Annotated in this window: 17 protein-coding genes and 1 pseudogene (1 of these 18 only partly in view); 11 read left to right on the forward strand and 7 right to left on the reverse strand. The window is 73.4% G+C overall.

Annotated features, from left to right (window positions below; translation table 11 throughout):
- From ACFSL4_RS02625 to ACFSL4_RS02655, 7 genes and pseudogenes are all read left to right on the forward strand, one after another.
- Window positions 1-1,301: pseudogene (locus ACFSL4_RS02625) on the forward strand (aldehyde dehydrogenase); it begins 173 nt to the left of the window's first position.
- Window positions 1,294-2,220, forward strand: a complete 927-nt coding sequence (locus ACFSL4_RS02630; protein WP_381077852.1) for a 3,4-dihydroxyphenylacetate 2,3-dioxygenase — start codon at window positions 1,294-1,296, stop codon at window positions 2,218-2,220. The pseudogene ACFSL4_RS02625 and the gene ACFSL4_RS02630 overlap by 8 nt, the downstream one beginning before the upstream one ends.
- 1 nt (window position 2,221) lies before the next feature.
- Window positions 2,222-3,067 (forward strand): fumarylacetoacetate hydrolase family protein, encoded by an 846-nt coding sequence (locus ACFSL4_RS02635; protein WP_381077855.1) that lies wholly within the window; start codon window positions 2,222-2,224, stop codon window positions 3,065-3,067.
- Between the two features lie 86 nt (window positions 3,068-3,153).
- Window positions 3,154-3,777 (forward strand): TetR/AcrR family transcriptional regulator, encoded by a 624-nt coding sequence (locus tag ACFSL4_RS02640; protein WP_381077858.1) that lies wholly within the window; start codon window positions 3,154-3,156, stop codon window positions 3,775-3,777.
- A gap of 247 nt (window positions 3,778-4,024) precedes the next feature.
- The gene (locus ACFSL4_RS02645) at window positions 4,025-5,482 is read left to right on the forward strand and encodes an APC family permease (RefSeq protein ID WP_381077860.1); all 1,458 of its coding nucleotides are present in this window, start codon (window positions 4,025-4,027) and stop codon (window positions 5,480-5,482) included.
- A 71-nt stretch (window positions 5,483-5,553) separates the two neighbouring features.
- Window positions 5,554-7,044 (forward strand): aldehyde dehydrogenase, encoded by a 1,491-nt coding sequence (locus tag ACFSL4_RS02650; RefSeq protein WP_381077862.1) that lies wholly within the window; start codon window positions 5,554-5,556, stop codon window positions 7,042-7,044.
- On the forward strand, window positions 7,041-7,763 hold the full coding sequence (locus ACFSL4_RS02655; RefSeq protein ID WP_381077865.1) for a gamma-glutamyl-gamma-aminobutyrate hydrolase family protein: 723 nt from the start codon (window positions 7,041-7,043) through the stop codon (window positions 7,761-7,763). Before ACFSL4_RS02650 ends, ACFSL4_RS02655 begins: the two co-directional genes overlap by 4 nt.
- Window positions 7,764-7,848: 85 nt before the next feature.
- On the opposite strand, the gene ACFSL4_RS02660 is transcribed toward ACFSL4_RS02655, so the two are convergent.
- Window positions 7,849-8,421: a MarR family winged helix-turn-helix transcriptional regulator gene (locus ACFSL4_RS02660; protein ID WP_381077868.1), complete on the reverse strand. Its 573-nt coding sequence runs from the start codon at window positions 8,419-8,421 to the stop codon at window positions 7,849-7,851.
- A gap of 254 nt (window positions 8,422-8,675) precedes the next feature.
- Between ACFSL4_RS02660 and ACFSL4_RS02665 the strand changes: the two genes are divergently transcribed.
- The gene (locus tag ACFSL4_RS02665; protein WP_381077870.1) at window positions 8,676-9,362 is read left to right on the forward strand and encodes a peptidoglycan-binding domain-containing protein; all 687 of its coding nucleotides are present in this window, start codon (window positions 8,676-8,678) and stop codon (window positions 9,360-9,362) included.
- 190 nt (window positions 9,363-9,552) lie between these two features.
- Here the strand turns inward: ACFSL4_RS02665 and ACFSL4_RS02670 are convergent, their stop codons facing one another.
- Window positions 9,553-10,209: a nucleoside/nucleotide kinase family protein gene (locus tag ACFSL4_RS02670; protein WP_381077873.1), complete on the reverse strand. Its 657-nt coding sequence runs from the start codon at window positions 10,207-10,209 to the stop codon at window positions 9,553-9,555.
- A 208-nt stretch (window positions 10,210-10,417) separates the two neighbouring features.
- Between ACFSL4_RS02670 and ACFSL4_RS02675 the strand changes: the two genes are divergently transcribed.
- Genes ACFSL4_RS02675 through ACFSL4_RS02685 form a run of 3 tightly spaced genes read left to right on the forward strand, consistent with a single transcriptional unit; the run spans window position 10,418 to window position 14,394 of the window.
- Window positions 10,418-11,275 carry an ANTAR domain-containing protein gene (locus ACFSL4_RS02675; protein ID WP_381077875.1) on the forward strand — a complete coding sequence of 286 codons (858 nt, stop codon included), beginning with the start codon at window positions 10,418-10,420 and terminating at the stop codon, window positions 11,273-11,275.
- 24 nt (window positions 11,276-11,299) lie between these two features.
- Window positions 11,300-12,040 carry a beta-phosphoglucomutase family hydrolase gene (locus tag ACFSL4_RS02680; RefSeq protein ID WP_381077878.1) on the forward strand — a complete coding sequence of 247 codons (741 nt, stop codon included), beginning with the start codon at window positions 11,300-11,302 and terminating at the stop codon, window positions 12,038-12,040.
- The gene (locus tag ACFSL4_RS02685) at window positions 12,037-14,394 is read left to right on the forward strand and encodes a glycoside hydrolase family 65 protein (RefSeq protein WP_381077881.1); all 2,358 of its coding nucleotides are present in this window, start codon (window positions 12,037-12,039) and stop codon (window positions 14,392-14,394) included. The genes ACFSL4_RS02680 and ACFSL4_RS02685 overlap by 4 nt, the downstream gene beginning before the upstream one ends.
- A 93-nt stretch (window positions 14,395-14,487) precedes the next feature.
- On the opposite strand, the gene ACFSL4_RS02690 is transcribed toward ACFSL4_RS02685, so the two are convergent.
- From ACFSL4_RS02690 to ACFSL4_RS02710, 5 genes are all read right to left on the reverse strand, one after another.
- Window positions 14,488-17,001, reverse strand: coding sequence for a SpoIIE family protein phosphatase (locus tag ACFSL4_RS02690; protein ID WP_381077884.1), 2,514 nt, complete (start codon window positions 16,999-17,001; stop codon window positions 14,488-14,490).
- Window positions 17,002-17,056: 55 nt separating this feature from the next.
- Window positions 17,057-17,827 carry an SDR family NAD(P)-dependent oxidoreductase gene (locus ACFSL4_RS02695; RefSeq protein ID WP_381077886.1) on the reverse strand — a complete coding sequence of 257 codons (771 nt, stop codon included), beginning with the start codon at window positions 17,825-17,827 and terminating at the stop codon, window positions 17,057-17,059.
- A 94-nt stretch (window positions 17,828-17,921) separates the two neighbouring features.
- Complete coding sequence (locus tag ACFSL4_RS02700; protein WP_381077889.1) at window positions 17,922-19,223, reverse strand: CAP domain-containing protein; 1,302 nt, start codon at window positions 19,221-19,223, stop codon at window positions 17,922-17,924.
- 61 nt (window positions 19,224-19,284) lie between these two features.
- Window positions 19,285-19,590 (reverse strand): DUF1232 domain-containing protein, encoded by a 306-nt coding sequence (locus ACFSL4_RS02705; RefSeq protein WP_381077892.1) that lies wholly within the window; start codon window positions 19,588-19,590, stop codon window positions 19,285-19,287.
- A gap of 123 nt (window positions 19,591-19,713) precedes the next feature.
- A complete protein-coding gene (locus ACFSL4_RS02710; protein ID WP_381077894.1) occupies window positions 19,714-20,100 on the reverse strand; it encodes a hypothetical protein in 387 nt (128 codons plus the stop codon).
- Window positions 20,101-20,169 lie beyond the last annotated feature (69 nt).

The following is a 20,169-nucleotide window of genomic DNA, read 5'->3' on the forward strand; positions in this document are numbered from 1 at the left end:
CCGTGGCCGCCTCGAAGGCGGCCTTCCCCGGCTGGGCCGCCACGCCCCGCGCCGAACGCGCCCGCCTCCTGCACGCCGTCGCCGACGGCGTCGACAAGCGCCTGGAAGAGCTGGCGATCGTCGAGACGACCGACAACGGCGCACTGCTGCGCTCACACCGCCGGGGCGTGATGCCCCGCGTCGCCCACAACTTCCGGTTCTTCGCCGACCGGCTGCTGACGCTGGACCACGACGACTTCGAGACGCGCGGCCACACCAATCATGTGAGCTGGGACCCGGCAGGCCCCTGTGTGCTGATCACGCCGTGGAACGCCCCGCTGATGCTGGCCACCTGGAAGGTCGCCCCGGCCCTGGCCGCCGGGAACACGGTGATCCTCAAGCCCGCCGAGTGGTCCCCGCTGACCGCCTCGCTGCTGGCCGACATCGCCGCCGAGGCCGGCCTGCCCGCCGGCGTGCTCAACGTCGTGCAGGGCTACGGCGCCGAAGCGGGCAGCGCCCTCGTCGCGCACCCGGACGTGCGCCGGATCAGCTTCACCGGATCGGTGCCGACCGCCCGGCGCATCGCCGCGTCGGCGGCCGCCAACCTCACCCCCCTCAGCCTCGAACTCGGCGGCAAGTCGCCCCTGTTGGTGTTCGCCGACGCCGACCTGGACCTCGCCGCCGACCTCGCCGTGGAGCAGTACGACAACGCGGGGCAGGTGTGCCTGGCCGCCACCCGCATCCTGGTCGAGGAGCCGGTCGCCGAGGAGTTCACGCGCCGTTTCACGCAGCGGGCGGCGCGGCTGACGCAGGGCGATCCGCGCGACGAGGCCACCGACATCGGGCCCGTCATCCACCCCCGCCAGCTGGAGAAGATCGACGGCTTCGTGCGGCGGGCGGTCGCGGCGGGGGCGCGGGCGGTCGTCGGAGGCCGCCGCAGGGACGGGCTGTACTACGAGCCGACCCTGCTCACCGGCGTGGCGCAGGACTCCGAGATCGTCCAGGAGGAGGTCTTCGGTCCCGTCCTGACATTGCAGACCTTCGCCACCGAGGACGAAGCCGTCCGCCTCGCCGACGACACCCGCTTCGGCCTCGCCGCCACCGTCGTCACCGGCGACCGCGAGCGGGCCGAACGCGTCGGCGCACAGCTGGTCGCGGGCACCGTCTGGGTCAACTGCTTCTTCGTCCGCGACCTCCGGGCGCCCTTCGGCGGCTCCCGGCACTCCGGCGTCGGCCGCGAGGGCGGCACCTGGAGCTTCGACTTCTACTGCGACCTGAAGAACACCGTCACCGCCCCGAAGGGATGGAAGGACCATGGGTGAGATCGTCGGGGCGGGCCTGCTGGCGCACGTCCCCACCATCGTGCTGCCCGAGCAGACCCGCCTGGAACTGAACGAAGGCAAGGAGATCACCCTCGTCACCGGCCTGAGGCAGCTGCGCAGGGACGTCTTCGAACGCGACGACTACGACACCGTCGTCGTCCTGGACTCGCACTGGGCGACCACCGTCGAGTTCGTCGTCACGGCGCAGCACCGGCGTGCGGGCCTGTTCACCTCCGAGGAGCTGCCGCGCGGCATGTGCCGCATGCCGTACGAGTACCCCGGCGATCCCGAACTGGCCCACAGCATCGCCTCGTTCGCCGACCGGCACGGCACGTACATCACTGCCATCGACGACGAGTACCTGCCGGTGTACTACGCCACCATCAACCTGTGGAAGTTCCTCGGCGAGGGCCTGCCCGGCAAGCGGTGGGTGACCATCGGCGTGTGCCAGACCGGCGACACGGAGGACCATCTCCGCCTCGGCCGCGCCCTCGCGGACGGGATCGCCGCCGTCCCGGGACGGCGGGTGATCCTCATCGCCTCCGGCGCGCTGTCGCACACCTTCTGGCCGCTGCGAGAACTGCGCGACCACGAGGCCAGCGACCCGGTCCACATCTTCACGCCCGAGGCCCGTGAGGCCGACTACGAGCGCATCGCCTGGTTCAAGGAGGGCCGCCACGACAAAGTCCTCGACACCATGGACGAGTTCTCGAAGTTCAAGCCGGAGGCCCGCTTCTTCCACTACCTGATGATGGCGGGCGCCCTCGGCGGCCACTCCTGCGTCGCGACGGCCCGCCAGTACGGCGAGTACGAGAACTCCATCGGCACCGGCCAGGTCCACCTCTGGTTCGACCGCCCGGCCGGCGGCTGGACCGGCACCGGTCTGCCCGTATCCGCCCACCGCCCCCAGGGAGCCTGACATGCCCGAGTACCGCCGCATCCTCCTCGACGGGGCGGTCGTCCAGGTCACCGCCGAGGGCGACGAACTCGTCGCCGGTGACGGCCGCCGTGTCAGGGCCGAGGAGGCCCGGCACCTGCCTCCGGTCGTCCCCTCCAAGGTGATCGCCGTCCACCTCAACCACCGCAGCCGGGTGGAGGAGTTCGGGATCGACCTGCCCGACACCCCCACGTACTTCCACAAGCCGGTCTCGTCACTGAACTCCCACCGGGGCGCGGTAGTCCGCCCCGAGGGCTGCAAGTGGCTCAACTACGAGGGCGAGGTAGCCATCGTCATCGGCAGGACCGCGCGCACCATCTCCCCCGACGAGGCGGGGGATCACATCGCGGGCTACACCGTCGCCAACGACTACGGCCTGCACGACTTCCGCGACACCGACGCCGGCTCCATGCTCCGGGTGAAGGGCTCCGACACCCTCTGCCCGCTCGGCCCCGGTCTGGTCACCGGCTGGGACTTCCACGGCAAGCGGCTGCGGACGTACGTCAACGGCGAGGTCGTCCAGGACGGTTCCACCGACGAGATGCAGTGGGACATGCACTACCTCGTCGCCGACATCGCCCGCACCATCACCCTGTACCCCGGCGACGTCCTCCTCTCCGGCACCCCGGCCAACTCCCGCCCCGTCCGTCCGGGTGACGTGGTCGAGGTCGAGGTCGAGGGCCTGGGCCGGCTCAGCAACCGCATCGTCACCGGTCCGGTACCCGTCCGCGCCGATGTCGGGGCCCAGCCCACCGAGTCGGAGGAGGTTGTGTCCACGGCGCTCGGCGGCGACTGGGAGTTCCGCGGAATCCGCCCGCCGCGGCGCTGAGGCGCCCCGCGGCGCTGAGGCGCCCCGTGGGGCGGTGTGCACCGGCGCCCTGCGCCGCCGGACGGGCGCCGGGTAGGGTCGCCGGCATGACGGAATCCACCGAGACCCCGCGTCCCGGCCCCCGGGGCCGCAGGCGGCTGGGGTACGGGGAGGGGCGTGAGGCGCTGCTCAAGGCGGCCGTGCGGGTCGTGGGGCGGCGCGGGCTGCGCCATCTGACCTACCGGGCCGTCGCCGAGGAGGCGGGCGTCACACACGGGCTGGTCGTGCACCACTTCGGCTCGCGCGACGCGCTGATCGAGGAGGCGCTGGCGTACTCCGTGCGCACCAGCCTGAGCAGCAGTCTGATCGAACCCGGCACCGGCCGCCCGGAGGACTTCGCCACCGGGCTGTCCCACATGGTCGACAGCGACCCGGACAGCCAGGCGTTCCAGTACGAGCTGCTGCTCGAGGCGCGGCGCAGGCCGCAGCTGCTGGCGCAGGTGCGCGCCCTGTACGACGAGTACTTCGGCGCCACCGAACGCGAGCTGTCCCGGATCCTCCCGCAGGGCGCCGGTCCCGCCCTGTGCCGGCTGGTCTTCGCCGCGCTGGACGGACTCGTCCTGTACCACCTGACCGGGATCGACGCCCGGGAGGACACCGAGGCGGCGCTCACCGAGCTGCGGTCGCTGCTGCGGGGGCTGGGCGAACGGGCTACCGAGCCCGGCGACTGATCCGCCGGGCCGCCGCCCCGCCGCCCGCGCGGCGGGGGTTTTCGCATGGCAGGAGCGGAAGCGGGCCCGCGTCGCGCAGGGCGTGCGGGCGGACCGGATGTCATTCAGGTCTCAGCTCCGTAATAAATACGGAATCCCGCGGATTCCGCCGCCCGACCCCCTTGCCAGATGGATAGTTCCAGCTCACGATGGGGCAACTCGTTTGGCTCCTAACGAAATCCTCCCTCCTCCTCAGCAGGTGATCCGAGTGGACAGTCAGACGGTCGGCGCAGTACCACGGACCGCACAGGACCCCCGCACCGCGGGATCCCTCAAGCGCAACGCCCTGGGTGTCCTGGGCATACTCTTCTTCGTCCTGTCCGCCCAGGCGCCGCTCACCGGCATCGCGGGCGCCGTGCCCATCGCCGTCGCCCTCGGCAACGGCCCCGGCGCCCCCGCCGCGTACGCCGTCACGGGCGCGGTGATCCTGCTGTTCTCGGTGGGCTTCGTGGCCATGGGCCGGCACGTGGTGGACGCGGGCGCCTTCTACGCCTACATCGGCAAGGGCCTGGGGCGAACCACGGGCAGCGGCAGCGCGGCCGTCGCCCTGCTGGCCTACTGCGCCGTCCAGGCCGCGATGTACGGACTGTACGGCGCGACCGTGAGCGGCCTGGTGGCCCACTACGCGGGCGTGCACCTGGCCTGGTGGATCTGGGCCCTGGTGACCATGGCCGTGGTGCAGGTGCTCGGCGCCGCCGGCATCGAGATCGGCGCCAAGGTGCTCGCGGTGTTCGTGCTCGTGGAGTTCACCATCCTGCTCGCCTTCGCCGTGGTCACCCTCGTCAAGGGCGGTGGACCCGAGGGGCTCGGCGTCGCCCGCACCTTCTCGCCGAGCGCGGTGCTCCAGGGCGCGCCGGGTGTGGCGCTGATGTTCGCCGTGGCCTCGATGTTCGGCTTCGAGGCCACCGCCATCTACGGCGAGGAGGCCCGCGACCCGCGCCGGACCGTCCCCCGGGCCACCTATCTGTCGGTCGTCGTCGTCACCGGGTTCTTCGCCTTCACGTCCTGGATGCTCGTCTCCGCGTACGGGGCCTCCCGCGTCACGGGGGCGGCCGGCCGGGCGCTGGCCGGCGGCGACTCCACCGTCTTCGTCTTCGCGCCCATCGCCGCCCAGTTCGGCGGCTGGGTCAACGACGTGCTGCCCGTCCTGCTGGGCACCTCCCTCTTCGCGGGCGTCCTCGCCTTCCACAACTCCGCCAACCGCTACCTGTTCTCCCTCAGCCGCGAAGGGCTGCTGCCCCGCGGGCTGCGGTCGCTCAACCGGCGGCACTCCCCCTGGGCGGCGGGCCTCGTGCAGACCGCGATCGCGGTCCTCCTCGTCATGCCGTTCGCGGCCACGGGCAAGGACCCGGTCCTCACGCTCTTCTCCTGGTTCAGTGGTGTCGGGGTCCTCGCCTGCATGCTCCTGTACTTCCTGACCTCCGCCTCCGTCATCGTCTTCTTCCGGCGCGAGCGTCTGGACACCCGGCCCTGGAACACCGTGATCGCACCCGCCCTCGGTGCCCTCGGCATCGCGGGCGCGATCTGGCTGATCCTCGCCAACTTCACCACCCTGATCGGCGGCGAGGCGAGCACGGCCACCTGGCTCGCCCTCAGCGTGCCCGCGGTGCTGCTCGCGGGCGCCGGGGCGGCGCGGGTGGTCCACGCCCGGGCCGCCGCCCGCTGACCCACACCTCCACGGGGGCCGGCTCCCACCGGGGCCGGCCCCCTCCCTGCGAACCCCACACGAGGAACACCGTGCAAGACGTCACCCATGACGAACTGCTGGCGCGTGCCAAGGCCCTCGACCCGCCCGTGCACCACCACATCGACGGGACCGGCGAGGCCGGGGGAGGGGCCTCGTTCGCGGTGGTCTCACCGCGCGACGGCCAGGTTCTCGCCGAGGTCGCCGACGCGGGGCGGGCCGAGGTCGGCCTCGCCGTCGCCGCCGCGCGCCGCGCCTTCGACTCCGGGCCGTGGCCGCGCCTGGCGCCCGCCGACCGCGGCCGGGTGCTGCTGCGGATCGCCGATCTGCTCGAAGAACGACGTGAGGAACTGGCGCTGACCGTCAGCCTGGAGATGGGCAAGCCCATCACGGACGCCTACGCCATCGAACTGCGCGCCGCCATCACCACCTTCCGCTGGTACGGGCAGCTGGCAGACAAGCTCACCGACGAGTCCCCGCACACCGCACCGGACTCCCTGGCGCTGGTCGCCCGGGAGCCGGCGGGCGTGGTCGGCGCGGTCGTGCCCTGGAACTTCCCGCTGACCCTGGCGTCCTGGAAGGTGGCCCCGGCCCTCGCCGCCGGTTGCACCGTGGTCCTGAAACCGTCCGAGTGGTCGCCGCTGTCCGCGCTGCTGCTCGGCCGCATCGGCACGGAGGCGGGCCTGCCGCCCGGTGTGCTCAACGTCGTCACCGGCGACGGCCCGACCGCGGGCAGCGCCCTCGGCCTCCACCCGGACGTCGACGTGCTCGCCTTCACCGGCTCCACCGCCGTCGGCCGCCACTTCCTGCGCTACGCCGCCGACTCCAACCTCAAGCGGGTCTGGCTGGAGCTGGGCGGCAAATCGCCCAACATCATCCTTCCCGACGCCCCGGATCTGCAGAAGGCCGCGGCAACCGCCGCCTGGGGCATCTTCTTCAACCAGGGCGAGATGTGCACCGCCCCCTCCCGCCTGCTGGTGCACTCCTCCGTCGCCGACCAGGTCACCGACGCCGTCGTGGACCGGGCCAGGCAGCTGCGCGTGGGCGACCCGCTGGACCCGGCCACCGAGATGGGCGCCCTGGCCCGCGAGGGCCACCTCGCACGCGTCCTCGGCCACGTCGCCACGGGCGTCGACGAGGGAGCCAGGCTGCGCACCGGCGGCGCCCGTGCCCGGGCCGAGTCCGGCGGCAGCTTCCTGCAGCCCACCGTCTTCGACCGGGTGGACCCGGCGATGCGGCTGGCCCGTGAGGAGATCTTCGGCCCCGTCCTGTCCGTGCTGACCTTCGACGACCTCGACGAGGCGGTGCGCCTCGCCAACGCCACCGAGTACGGCCTGGCGGCCGGCCTGTGGACCTCCGACCTGTCCACCGCCCACACCGTCTCCCGCGCCCTGAAGGCCGGCACCGTATGGGTCAACTGCTACGAGGAGGGCGATCTGACCGTGCCGTTCGGCGGCACGAAGCAGTCGGGCAACGGGCGCGACAAGTCCGCGCACGCCCTGGAGAAGTACACCGAACTCAAGACCACCTGGATCCAGCTGTGACCCGTACCCCCACGCGCCCCCTGATAGCGATCCCCGCCCGCTTCTCGGTGACCGCCTCCGCGCTGCGGTACGCCGCCGAGGTCACCGCCCGCGCCCTGGCCGAGGCCGTGTGGCGGGCCGGCGGGGAACCCGTGGCCATCCACCCCGCCGACCCCGCGGCCACCGACGTCGCCACCCGGCTCGCCCGCTTCGACGGCGTCCTGCTCCCCGGCGGCGGTGATGTCGCCCCGCACCGCTACGGCGCCACCGCCACCCACGGCTCCGTCTACGACGTGGACGACCTCCAGGACGCCTTCGACCTCGGCGTCGCCCGCCTGGCGCTGGAGTCGGGTCTGCCGCTGCTGGCGATCTGCAGGGGCCTCCAGGTCGTCAACGTCTGCCTGGGCGGCACCCTTCAGCAGGACATGGGCGGTCCGGAGCACGAGCACCGCGATGTCGTGCACCCGGTGTCGATCACGCGCGGCACGCTGCTGGAGCGGGCCCTGGGCGCGGAGAAGGCGGAGGTGTCCTGCTACCACCACCAGCGGGTGCAGAGCCCGGGAACGGGACTGGCCGTCACCGCCACAGCCGCCGACGGCACGATCGAGGGTCTCGAACTTGCGGGCGCCCCGGGCTGGTTCACGGCCGTGCAGTGGCATCCGGAGGACACCGCGGACCGGGATCCGGCCCAGCGGGGGCTGTTCGACGCCCTGGTACGCGCCGCGCGCACACGCCGTTAGGCCGCCCGGCACCGGCACCGGGCACCGGACACGGCGCCGGGCACCGGAAGGCCGGCCGGCACCGGGCACGGGAAGGCCGGCCGGTTCACACCTTGGGGCGGCGTCCGCTGCGGCGTGGTGCCGGCTCAGCACCGTTCAGCAGGGCGCGACGGCGCTCCTCGCCCCGCTCCTCGACCTGCAGCACCACGCGCCGCAGCACCTCCGCGAGCGACCGGCACTCGGCATCGCTCAACTGCCCCGTCACGAACGCCTCTTCGTCGTTGAAGGCGGGGAACACCCGCTGCATCAGCTCCTCACCCTCGTCGGTGAGGCCGAGCAGGACCAGCCTGCCGTCGGAGGGGTGGGCGGCGCGCCGCACCAGGCCCCGGGACTCCAGGGTCCGCGCGACCCCGGTCAGCGTCCCCTTGGAGATCCCCGCCTCCTCCGCCACGTGCCGGGTCTCCGACTCGCCCCACACCCACACCACCCACAGCACGACGAACGCCGTCCAGGTCAGATCCGACTCCCGCAGGACGGAGTTCTCCAGGTGCTGACGCACGGCCGACGCGGCCCGGTAGATGTTGGCGACGGCCGCCATCCGCTCCCGCCGGACCGGGATGCCGCCGAGCTTCGCCGCGGCGAGGTTCTCGGCTTCGGTGATGGATCGCTGGCCGGACACGGGTTCTCCTTCGGTCGCTTCCCCGGAACCGTCCGGCATCCGCGGCCGGCCGGTCGTTCGGCCTCAAATTGTACGGAGGCCGCCGGGGACGCGCGGGCTCATGCCGCGATCAGCGGCCGCGGCCTCCGTGCGCGCCGTCCGGCCGCGGGCGCCGGACCGTATGACGACCGGGGCTCCCGGTGAACCGCGTGGCACGCCCCCACGTATCACTCCCCGGGGACGGCAGGAGACCGCGGGCACGGAAGGAGAGCAGTGTGTCGACACCGCCCGAGCAGGACCAGCCGGTGCGGCGCCCGGTACTGGAACCCACCTATGTCCTGCGCCGCCGCCGTACCGAGGCACTGGCCGAGCTGGTGAGGGAACTGCGCGAGCGCGAGAGTGCCCCCGATCCGGTCTACGAACCGATCGTGGTGCATGTGGCCCCGGCGACCGCCGAGGACGCGACGGAGGAACTGCCGCCCGTTCCGCCCGCCCGCGGCCCCCGCCGTCACGACGCCCCGGGCCGGCGCGGGCGGCCCGCGGACGACGGACTCACCCTGCGCCGCGCGGCGATCACGGTCGGGGTGACCGCGGCCGCCCTCATCGGCTTCGGCGCCGCGCTACTCCTGCCCGGGGCGGGGGGCGGCGGCAACGCACACCGCGCCGCCGCCCCGCCTCCCGGGCCGTCCGCCGCGAGCGTCCCCGCCCAGCGGCAGCACACCGACCCCGACGGCGCCGGCACCCTCCGGGAGGGCGACAGCGGCCCAGAGGTGACCGAGCTTCAAAAGCGTCTGCTGCACATCCCCAACGTGTACGAGCACGGCCCCACCGACGGCCGCTACGACGCCACGCTGGCGGCCGCCGTCGCCCGCTTCCAGCTCTGGTACGGCATCCGAGGCGACGAGACGGGCGTGTACGGCGACGACACCCGCCGCGACCTCGAGTCCCGCACCACGCTCTAGGGGGTGTTTCGAAAGTCCCGCACAGCACCCACGGCGCCCGGCACGCTCCCCCAGGCTCTTCGAGCAGGGGGCACCCCCACTCGCCGCACCGGCCGAAACCCCAGGTACGTCCAGTACGAGGGCTTTCGTCCGGCACGCCGAGAGCACGCACCGGACACCGCGGGCACCGCACAGGACTTTCGAAACACCCCTAGGACGGGGCGCTCGCCGCCGGTGGGAACGCCGTCGCCGGCACCACCAGGTCCGCCCGGTCCCGCGTCGCCGCGATCAGGTCCGCGTTGCGCTGGTCCGTGCCCCGCACCCAGGCCACGGCGGCGTCATGGTCCTTGCCGAACTCCTCGTGGCGGGCGACGAGCCGGCGGATGCGCTCCTCCTCGCCGAGTTCGCAGAACCACACCTCGTCGAGGTGCGGGCGCACCCGCGCCCAGGCACCCCGGTCGAGCAGCAGGTAGTTGCCCTCCGTCACGACCAGCCGGGCCGCCGGCGGCACCGGGACCGCCCCCGCGAGCGGCTGTTCCAGCACGCGCTCGAAGCCCGGCGCGTACACGGTCTCGGTGTCCTCCTCCCGCAGCCGCCGCAGCAGCGCCGCGTACCCGGCCGCGTCGAACGTGTCGGGCGCGCCCTTGCGGTCCCGGCGGCCCAGGCGCTCCAGTTCGGCGTCGGCCAGGTGGAAGCCGTCCATCGGGACGTGCGCCGCCCAGTCCGGCCCGTCGCCGTTGAGGGCCCGCACCACCTGCTCGGCGAGCGTCGTCTTGCCCGCTCCCGGGCTGCCGGTGATGCCGAGGATCACTCGGTGGCCGGGGCGCACCAGGGCCGCGGCCCGCTTCAGGAGGTCGTCGAAGGTCATGCGTGGTCGCCGCTCGCTGCGAGGGTGGTGGGTGATCGGCCCGCCGGGGTCCGGCCGGGTCCTCGCCATTGGAGCAGAGGCCGCGGCGGATGGCGAGAGGGCCGCCGACGGCGTCCGTGTAGGCGGGGCGGCGTGGGGAAGGCGCGCTGAGGGAACAACGTCGCGCACCGGGCGCGGCACGAGAGCACGGGAGGGATCACAGCGTCCTATGAGTGAGTCGCGGTCGCGGGAGCAGGGTGAGGACTCGGAGTTGGAGCGGCTGCGGGCCGAGGTACGGCATCTGCGGGCCCGGATGCGCACCCACCCGTTGATCTCCGAGACACAGGGCATGCTGCGGGAACGCTACGCACTGCCGGACGCCGAGAGCGCGTTCGCCCTGCTCCGGCGCACCTCCCAGCAGTGCAACGTCAAGATGCACACCCTCGCGAGCGCTCTCACGGCCTCGCCGGCCCCCGACGCCCGGGAGCCCCTGTGGTTCCCGCGGCGGGTGCGCCACACACCACCACCGCTGACCTTCGACCGCGCCGGGCGCGTCGGCCACGGCGACCGGGGCGCCCTGCTCGGCGCGGTGCTCAGCCAGACCCTCGCCGTCGTCGACGCGGACATGGGCAATGTGCAGACGGCCGACCGCACGCGGCGCGGCCTGCGGATGGAGAGGCACACCGGCCTCGGCCCGGAGTTCACCGAGTACTTCGGCCACGTCGGGGAGGAGGGCACCTCCTGCGCGCTGGCCGCGCGCGACGTCACCCAGGTCACCGTCCAGGAGGTGGAGACCGATCCGGTCTTCACCGAACCGGCCCGCGAAGTCATCCTGCGGGCGGGCAGCCGTGCCTGCCACAGCGTTCCGCTGACCGGTGCGTCGGGCGTGTGCGTGGGCGTGGTCTCCGCCCATCTGGACCGCCCCCTGCGCGGGTTGGCCCGGGCGCAGTCGAAGGCGCTCGACGTCATCGGCGGCGAGGCAGGCGCATGGCTGGCCTGGTACGACCGTACAGTGGTCCTCGACGCCCTGGAACACCTGCACGCGCTCGGCCGCGCGCACCCCGGCAGGCGGGGGCGGCGGTCCTGAGAGGACTGGGGGAAAGTGTCACCCATGACGAAGTTCGGTCTGCCGGACGGCATCCAGGTCTGCCTCTTCGACCTCGACGGGGTCATCACCAAGACCGCCGTCGTCCACGCGGCCGCGTGGAAGCGGACGTTCGACGACTTCCTGCGCCGCCGGGAGGGACCCGCCTACCGGCCCTTCGACGAGATCACCGACTACGACGAGTACGTCGACGGGCGGCCCCGCGCCGACGGCGTGCGCACCTTCCTCGCCTCCCGCGACATCCGTCTGCCCGAGGGCGCCCCCGGCGATCCGCCCGGCCGGGAGACCGTCCACGGCGTCGGCAACCGCAAGAACGAGCTGCTCCTGGAGCTGATCCGGACCCGCGGCGTCGAGGCGTACGACGGCACGGTCCGCTACATCGAGGCGGTGCGCGCCGCTGGCCTGGGCACGGCCGTCGTCTCCTCCAGCGCCAACTGCCGCGAGATCCTGCGGTCGATCGGCGCCGAGCACCTCTTCGACGTGCGCGTCGACGGGCTCGTCGCCGCCGAACGGCATCTGCCGGGCAAACCGCGCCCGGACACGTTCCTGGCCGCGGCCCACGAACTCGGCGTCCGGGCGCGGGCCGCAGCCGTCTTCGAGGACGCGCTCGCCGGGATGGACGCGGGACGCTCGGGCCACTTCGGGTACGTCGTCGGCGTCGACCGCGTCGGCCAGGCGGACGCCCTGCGCGCCCACGGTGCCGACATCGTCGTACGCGATCTCGCGGAGCTGGGGGAGTGGGCGTGATCAGGCACACGTCGTACGCGGTCGAGCCCTGGTCGCTGCGCGAGCGGGGACTGCACCTGGACGTCCTGCCGCAGAGCGAGTCCGTGTTCGCGCTGTCCAACGGGCACGTCGGCTGGCGCGGCAACCTCGATGAAGGGGAGCCGCACGGGCTGCCGGGCTCCTACCTGGGCGGCGTCCACGAGATCCATCCGCTGCCCTACGCGGAGGCGGGATACGGGTATCCGGAGTCCGGGCAGACCATCATCAACATCACCAACGGCAAGATCATCCGCCTGCTCGTGGACGACGAACCCTTCGATCTGCGCTACGGCCGGCTCCGCTCCCACGAACGCGTCCTCGATCTGCGTGCCGGATTGCTCACCCGTACCTGCGAGTGGACCTCTCCGGCGGGTTCGACCGTCCGTGTGCGCTCGACGCGCCTGGTCTCCTTCACCCAGCGCGCCATCGCCGCGGTCGACTACGAGGTCGAGGCCGTCGGCGGGCCGGCCCGGGTCGTGGTCCAGTCGGAACTGGTGGCCAACGAGCAACTGCCCTCGCGGGACGGCGATCCCCGCGCCGCCGTCGTCCTCGACTCGCCTCTGGAGGCGGAGGAGCACTTCGCGAAGAACGGGCGGCTGCGGTTGGTGCACCGCACCCGCAGGAGCGGGCTCAGGGTCGGTGCCGCCGCCGACCATGTCGTCGAGGGCCCCGAGCCGACCACGACCGAGAGTGAGGCGACCGGCGACCTCGCCCGTCTCACCGTCGCCTCCGTCCTGGCGCCGGGCGAGCGGCTGCGGGTGCGGAAGTTCGTCTCCCACGGCTGGTCCGGCACCCGCTCACTGCCTGCCGTCAGCGACCAGGTGGACGCGGCGCTCGCGGCCGCGAGCAGTGTGGGCTGGTCGGGTCTGGTCGCCGAGCAGCGGGCCTACCTCGACGCGTTCTGGGCGCGTGCGGACGTCGAGGTGGACGGCGACGAACAGATCCAGCAGGCGGTCCGCTTCGCGCTCTTCCATGTGCTGCAGGCCGGGGCACGCGCCGAACAGCGCGCGATTCCCGCCAAGGGACTGACCGGCTCCGGATACGACGGCCATGCCTTCTGGGACACCGAGATGTTCGTGCTGCCCCTGCTCACCTACACCTCGCCCGGCGCGGTCTCCGAGGCGTTGCGCTGGCGGCACAACACGCTGCCCGCCGCCCGGGAGCGGGCCGTGCAACTCGGTCTGAGCGGGGCGGCGTTCCCGTGGCGGACCATAGAGGGCTCGGAAGGGTCGGCGTACTGGCCGGCCGGCACCGCGGCGTTCCATGTGAACGCCGGCATCGCCGACGCCGTCGTCCGCTACACCGCCGCCACCGGCGACACGCGCTTCGAACGCGACGCCGGCGTCGAACTGCTGGTGGAGACGGCCCGGTTGTGGCGCTCGCTCGGTCACCACGACCATCACGGCGCCTTCCACATCGACGGGGTGACGGGTCCGGACGAGTACAGCGCGGTCGCCGACGACAACACCTACACCAATCTGATGGCCCGCGCGAACCTGCTGGCCGCCGCCGACGCCGTGGAGCGGTATCCGCGCCGGGCGCAGGAACTCGGTGTCGACGACGAGGAGAGCGCGGCCTGGCGCGACGCCGCCGAGGCGATGCACGTCCCGTACAACCACGAACTGGGCGTGCACGAACAGCACGCCGGATTCACCCGCTACCAGCGCTGGGACTTCGCCGCGACACGTCCCGACCAGTACCCGCTCATGCTGCACTTCCCGTACTTCGACCTGTACCGCAAGCAGGTGATCAAACAGGCGGACCTGGTGCTGGCGATGTACACCTGCGCCCCCTTCTTCGACGCCGAGCACAAGGCGCGCAACTTCGCCTACTACGAGCCCCTCACCGTGCGGGACTCGTCCCTGTCGGCCTGCTGCCAGGCGGTTCTGGCGGCCGAGGCGGGCCATCTCGGGCTCGCCTACGACTATCTGCACGATGCCGCGCTGATGGACCTGGAGGACCTGGAGCACAACACCCGTGACGGCCTGCACATCGCGTCCCTCGCCGGTACGTGGATGGCACTCGTCGCGGGCTTCGGCGGTCTGCGCCACCACGGGGCGCAGATCGCGTTCGCGCCGCGCCTGCCGGAGAGGCTGGGCCGCCTCGCCTTCACGCTGGAACTGCTGGGCCGCCGCCTGCGGGTGGACATCGGCCGCACGGCGGCCACGTACACGGTGGTGGCCGGGGAGCCGCTGACGATCCGCCATCACGGTGAACCGCTCACGCTCGACCCCGACAAGCCGGCCGGCCGCGGCATCCCGCCCGTCAGCCCGCGGCCTGCACCGGAGCAGCCTCCGCACCGGCGCCCCAATCACCAGGGCGGCACGGAGGGCTGAGCGTCGCAGGGCACGCGCAGCCGCCGGACCGCGACCGGCGCACGGGCCGGCGGCCACACCGGGGCCGCAGCCGCGGACGGTTGCGCAGGACGTTCACGCCGGGGCCGCGACGTACTCGGCGAGCAGGAGGGCGATGTCGTCCGCCCGGTCGGGGGAGAGGCGGGCGTCCCGCAGCAGTGCGTCCGCGAGGTCCTCCAGGCGCTCCTCGCCCGTGTGGGCCAGCGAGACCCGCAGCCGGTCCATCCCGGTGCCGATGTCGGCGTCGCGCGTCTCGACCAGCCCGTCGGTGTACAGGGCCAGGACCGAGCCGGGCACGAGACGCAGCTCCGACTCCGGGTAGTCGGCCGCCTCCGCGACGCCGAGCAGCGGGCCGCCGGGCACGTCCAGGACCTCGGCGCGGCCGTCGGGCAGGCGCAGCAGGGGCGGGCAGTGGCCCGCGCGGACCGTGCGGGCCACCCCCGAGCGGGGGTGGAGACGGATGTAGCAGCAGCTGGCGAGGAGGGCGGGGTCGAGGTCGAGGAGGAGCCGGTTGGTGCTGGCGACCACGTCGCCCGGTTGGTGGCCGGCGGTGACGAAGGCCCGTACCGCGCTGCGCAGCTGGCCCATGGCGGCCGCGGCGGCGACGTTGTGGCCCTCGACGTCCCCGACGATCAGCGCGACGTCCTCCCCGGTGGGGATGACGTCGTACCAGTCGCCGCCGATGTCCATGCCCCTGGTGCCCGGAAGATAGCGCCCGGTGACGCGCAGGCCCGGCAGCGCGGGCAGCCGGTGGGGCAGCAGCGCGTTCTGCAGGCCGCGGGCGAGGGCGAATTCGGCGTCGTAGAGCCGGGCGCGCTCCAGGGCCTGGGCGATCAGGCCACCCAGGGCGGTGAGGGCTCCCCGCTCCTCGTCGGGGAACCGGCGGGCGCCGTCGAAGCCGAGGACGCAGGTGCCGACCGGGCGGTTGGAGGCGATCAGCGGCAGGAAGACCCAGGACCCGGAGCCGCCCGCGGGGATCCCGGGATACCTGTCGAAGAGCTGCCGCCGCGACTCGACGAACAGCGGTGCCCCGGACGTCAGCACGTCCGTCGCGGGAAGCCGGGCGTGCAGCGGGGTGCCGTCGAACCGGGCGAGGACATCCTGCGGGTAGCCGTCCTGGGCGAGCAGGCGCAGGCGCCGCTCCTCCACCACGAAGATCGCCAGCCGCTGACCGCCGAAGGCGGGGAGCATCTGCTCGGCGACGGCATCGCACACCTCGTGCGCGGTGACCGCCTTGGTGAGGGCGCTGCCCAGCTGCAGCACGCGGTAGAGCGAACCCAGCCGCGGGGCCGCGGGCGGAGGGGACGGGGCGACGGGCCGGTCCTCCTCCGCGACGGGCGTCCCCGGCCCGGTCCCGGCCGGCACCGGTTGCCGCATGGGGGCCACCCACCCCGTCATGCCCTGCTCGCCCGGGTGAAGGGAGAAGAGGAGCCATGCGTCGGGCGGCCGGCGGACCAGGAAGGAGACCGGCCGCTGGGAGACCACGGCGGCCCGGAAACGGTCCTCGTAGACGGGATCGGCCAGCCAGGGCAGGACGTCCCAGGGGCACCGGCCGAGCAGCTCCTCCTGGCGGACCTGCGCCAGGTCCTCCAGGCTGTGGTTGGCGTAGGCGACGCGTCCGTCCGGGGACAGCGCGAAGAAGCCGTCCGTGAGCCGTTCGATGGCCGCGACGGCGGCCAGGCCGCTTCCGGAGTCGAGCACGGCGCCCACCAGATGGGGCGCCGCCCGCGGGCCCCGGGTGCCGGGCAGCCGGCCCCACAGCTCGACGGTGCGCTGATCGCCGCCGTCCCGGACGCGCAGGCAGTGCGCGAGCACATGGTCCTCCTCGACCGCGGCGCGGACGGCGGAGCGGAAACCGGGAAGGTCCGCGGGCTCGATCCGGGCAGCCAGGGTGGCCGCCCGTCCGTCGAACTCGCGGGGCGGGACCCCGAAGATCGCGCACAACTCGTCGTCGGCCGTCAGGGTCCCGGTGTACAGGTTCCAGTCGAACAGGCCCACCCGGATCACCGGAGCGGACGGTACCGGAACCACCAGCGGAGTCTTCCTCTCGCCGAGCGCCCCGCGGGCGCCGAGTGCGGCGAGGGTGACGCCCAGACGGTCGGCGGTGGAGTGCAGCTGCCGGCGCCGTGTTCTCGACAGCCCCGCCCCGCCCGGCCTGGGCGTCCACACCACGCTCATCGATCCGAGGGCCCGGCCGCCCGCTCGCACGGGCACCGTGGCGCTGCCGAACGCGTAGGGCACCGCGACCGAGAGCTGGGGGAAGCGCCGCATGGTCTCCTCGGCGTCGGCCAGGTGGACCATGCGCCCGGAGCGGTACGCCTCCGCCACCGGAATGCCGCTGTTCACCGGGATCCGAAGCCAGCCGCCGAGCAGCGAGGGGGGTGCCCCGCACGCCGCGCTCAGGATGAGCGAGCGGCCGTCGTCGGAGAGCAGGAACGCGCTTCCGGCGTGTGCACCGGTCACCTCCACGGCCCTGATGACGGCACGGACCAGCGCGTCGTCGCGCTCGGGCGCCCCGCCGGGACTCGCGGTGCCGAACGGATACGAGGTCAGGGCCATACTGTCGGCCGACACGGTGCCCTCGATCACACTTGAGAAGTTTGTTCCATATTAGGGCGGATTCTTGTATCGGTGGGGTGCCGCCTCAGACGCTGTACCCCCCGTCCACCCCCAGGGCCTGCCCGGTGATGAATCCGGCCCGGTCCGAGGCCAGGAAGGCGACGGCCTCCGCGATGTCCGTCGCGGTGCCGAAGCGGCGCAGCGGAATGTTGCGCCGGGTGACGGCCAGCGCCGCCTCGTCGAGTTCGCCGGTCGCCGTGAGCCGGGCCGCGATGCCGTCCGTGAGCATGCCGGGCGCGACGCAGTTCACGCGCACGCCGTAGCGACCCTCCTCGGCCGCCAGCGCCCGTGCCACCGCCTCGACCGCGCCCTTCGTGCCCGAGGAGAGTCCGTCGCGCACCGGGAAGCGCCGGGTGGCGACGGTGGTGACGGCGACGACGCTGCCCCGGCTGTCCCGCAGCCGCGGCAGCGCGGCGTGCACCAGGTTGAAGAACGCCACGGCCTCCGCGTCGAGTTGGGCGCGATACCGCGCCGGCGAGACGGTGCTCAGATGCACCATCGGCACATGCGGGCCCGCCGCGTGGACCAGTGTGTGGATTCCGCCGAGCGCCTGGGCGGCCTCGGTCACCGCGCGTGCGGTGGCGGACTCGTCACCCAGGTCCAGCGGGAGCGCGAGGACGCGCCGCCCGTACCGCTCCAGCTCACTCGACAGGGCCCGCGCCGCCTCCCGGTTGGCGCGGTAGGTGAACGCCACGTCACTGCCCCGCTCGGCGAGCAGACGCACGACCGCCGCGCCGATGCCGCCGGTGCCGCCCGTGACGAACGCGGCCCCTGTCCTGGTGGAGAAGTCCGGCACCGTACGCCTCACAATCCGCGGGAAGGGCGATGACGACCCACACATGTAGCCGTGTTCACCGAAGAGTTGAACACCGTCGGGTCTCCCGGTGCCGTCACCCGCCGAACAACTGGGTCCAGTACGTGCCGGCCCGGCCCCCGCCCGCGAAACCGACGCCCAGGTGGGTGAACGCGGGCTTGAGGATGTTGGCGCGGTGTCCGGGGCTGTCCATCCAGCCGCGGACGACCTCGGCGGGGGTGCGCTGGCCGCAGGCGATGTTCTCCCCCACCGTGCGGTGACGGGAGCCCGCGGCGGCCGCACGGTCCCAGGGCTCGCGGCCGTCGGGCGAGGTGTGCGCGTAGAACCCGCGGGCCACCATGTCGTCGCAGTGCGCCTGGGCGGCGGCCGTGAGGACGGGATCCGCGGCCAGCGGCGGCAGACCGGCGGCGGCCCGCTCGGCGTTGGTCAGCGCGATCACCTCGTCGGATGTACGCGCCAGTCCGGCCGGCGTGAACGGCCGGGCCCACAGCGCCGTCCAGTACATGGTGCCGGAGCGGGGCCCGGGGACGTACGCCACCGCGGTGTGCACGAACTCCGGTGCGCACAGGGTGCGGCGCGACCGCCCGTCAAAGAGGCAGTACGCCACGAAGTCGGCCGGTGTGCGCGGACCGGACACCAGGTGCTCGGCGACCGCCAGATACGCGTACCCGCCCGCGGTGATCCGCTGGTGCACGGAGGTGCCGTCGGCGCTCTCGGCGGAGAGGGCCTCGCGCGCGGCCATGCCTGCGGCGTGGGCGTGTGCCGCCGTGGCGAGCCGTGCGTCGAGCGACACGGACGGGGAGCCGGCCCCGGCGCGCGCGGAGTTGACGAGGGCCAGGAAGCCGTCGGGCGGCGGGAGCGACGGCCGGGGCGGGACGGGCGAAGGTACCGCCGGCGCGTCCTGCGCCACCTCCACCCCGAAGTCCCGGGCCACGCCCGCGAGGCCCTCCGCGTACCCCTGGCCCAGCGCCCGCAGCTTCCAGCCCGTGCCCCGCCGGTACAGCTCGGCGAGCAGCAGCGCGGTCTCCCGCTGCGGGCGCGGCGGTGTGAAGCGGGCGACATCACGGCCGCCCACCTGCTGGACGTGCAGTGTCGGCGGGGGCAGGGCGGCAAGGCGCACGGAGGGGTCGGCGGGGCTGACGACCACGGTGACCCGCTCCGCCCCGGCCCGCAGGGCGGGCGGACGCACGGTGAGCTCGCCCCCGCGCAGGCGGACCCCTGGCGCGGAGGGCTGGTTGTAGAACACGAAGTCCGCGTCGCCGCGCACCGTTTTGCCGGCGTCCGTGACGAGTGCGGAGACGTCGAAGGGCCCCGGCACCCTGAGTGCCAGGGGGCCGTCCGGCAGGAGCAGATTGCCCCCGGGAACCAGCTCGATCATGGTGCCGCCCGCCAGTTGGCGCCGCTGTCGTGGGGCCGGCGGCCACGCGCCCCGCCGCCCTTCAGTCGGACAACGCGCGGTCGCCGTGCCCTGGTTCCCGTGCGGGGAGGGCGGCGCGCAGCGACCTGAGGGCGAGCAGCAGAACGCCGATGTCGTCCAGATAGACGGGATCGGGCAGCAGATCTGCCGGCAGCACCAGGTACAGGACCGCGCCCCAGAAGACCCAGCGGGGTCCGGTCGGCAGTCCGGCGCGGCGCAGGTCGCGGCGCGTGCGGACCAGCCTGAGCAGCAGGACCAGCGCGACGCCGAGCACGACGGCCGCGAGGACCGCGACGACGGTGAGCGCTGTCCAGGTGGTGGTGTCCATGCGCAGCTCCGGGCGTCCGTGGGAGTCGTCCTGTCCTACGGATGCCCCGCTCCGCAGGGGACCGTGCCCGCGCTGGGCCGAATGCCCGGCGTGGTCGTGGGAGAGTGGCGGTGCGCCCGGCCGTCAGTGAGCGGCGCGCGCGGTGCTGCTCTCCACCAGGGCCTGGCTGACCGCCCGCACGCTGCGCGCGATGTGCTGGAGCTGCATCACCTCGGCGGCGTACATCTTGATCGTGTGCTCGATGACGGACTCGGGCAGGCCGAGCGCGGGCAGCTCCGTGCGGGCCGTCTGCAGCGCGATCCGGGCGACCCGCACCTCGTTCTGCACCTGGATCAGCGCGTGCCGGGCGAGCAGCACGGGATGGCGGATCAGAGCCGGGTAGCTGGCGTAGCGGGCGGGCACGAGCTCGCGCAGCCACTTGGCCGCCGACCGCTCCCAGTCGTAGCTGCCGGGTGTCTTGACCTGGCACGGCCAGTCCGAACTGATCGGCGAGTACGTCATCAAGGCCATGATCTTCGCTTCCGGGTCACGTCGGCTCAGGGTGTACGGCAACTCTGGGGCGGGTCCGGCCCAGGGGAG

Source organism: Streptomyces caeni, from assembly GCF_042678285.1.
Lineage (GTDB): Bacteria > Actinomycetota > Actinomycetes > Streptomycetales > Streptomycetaceae > Streptomyces > Streptomyces caeni.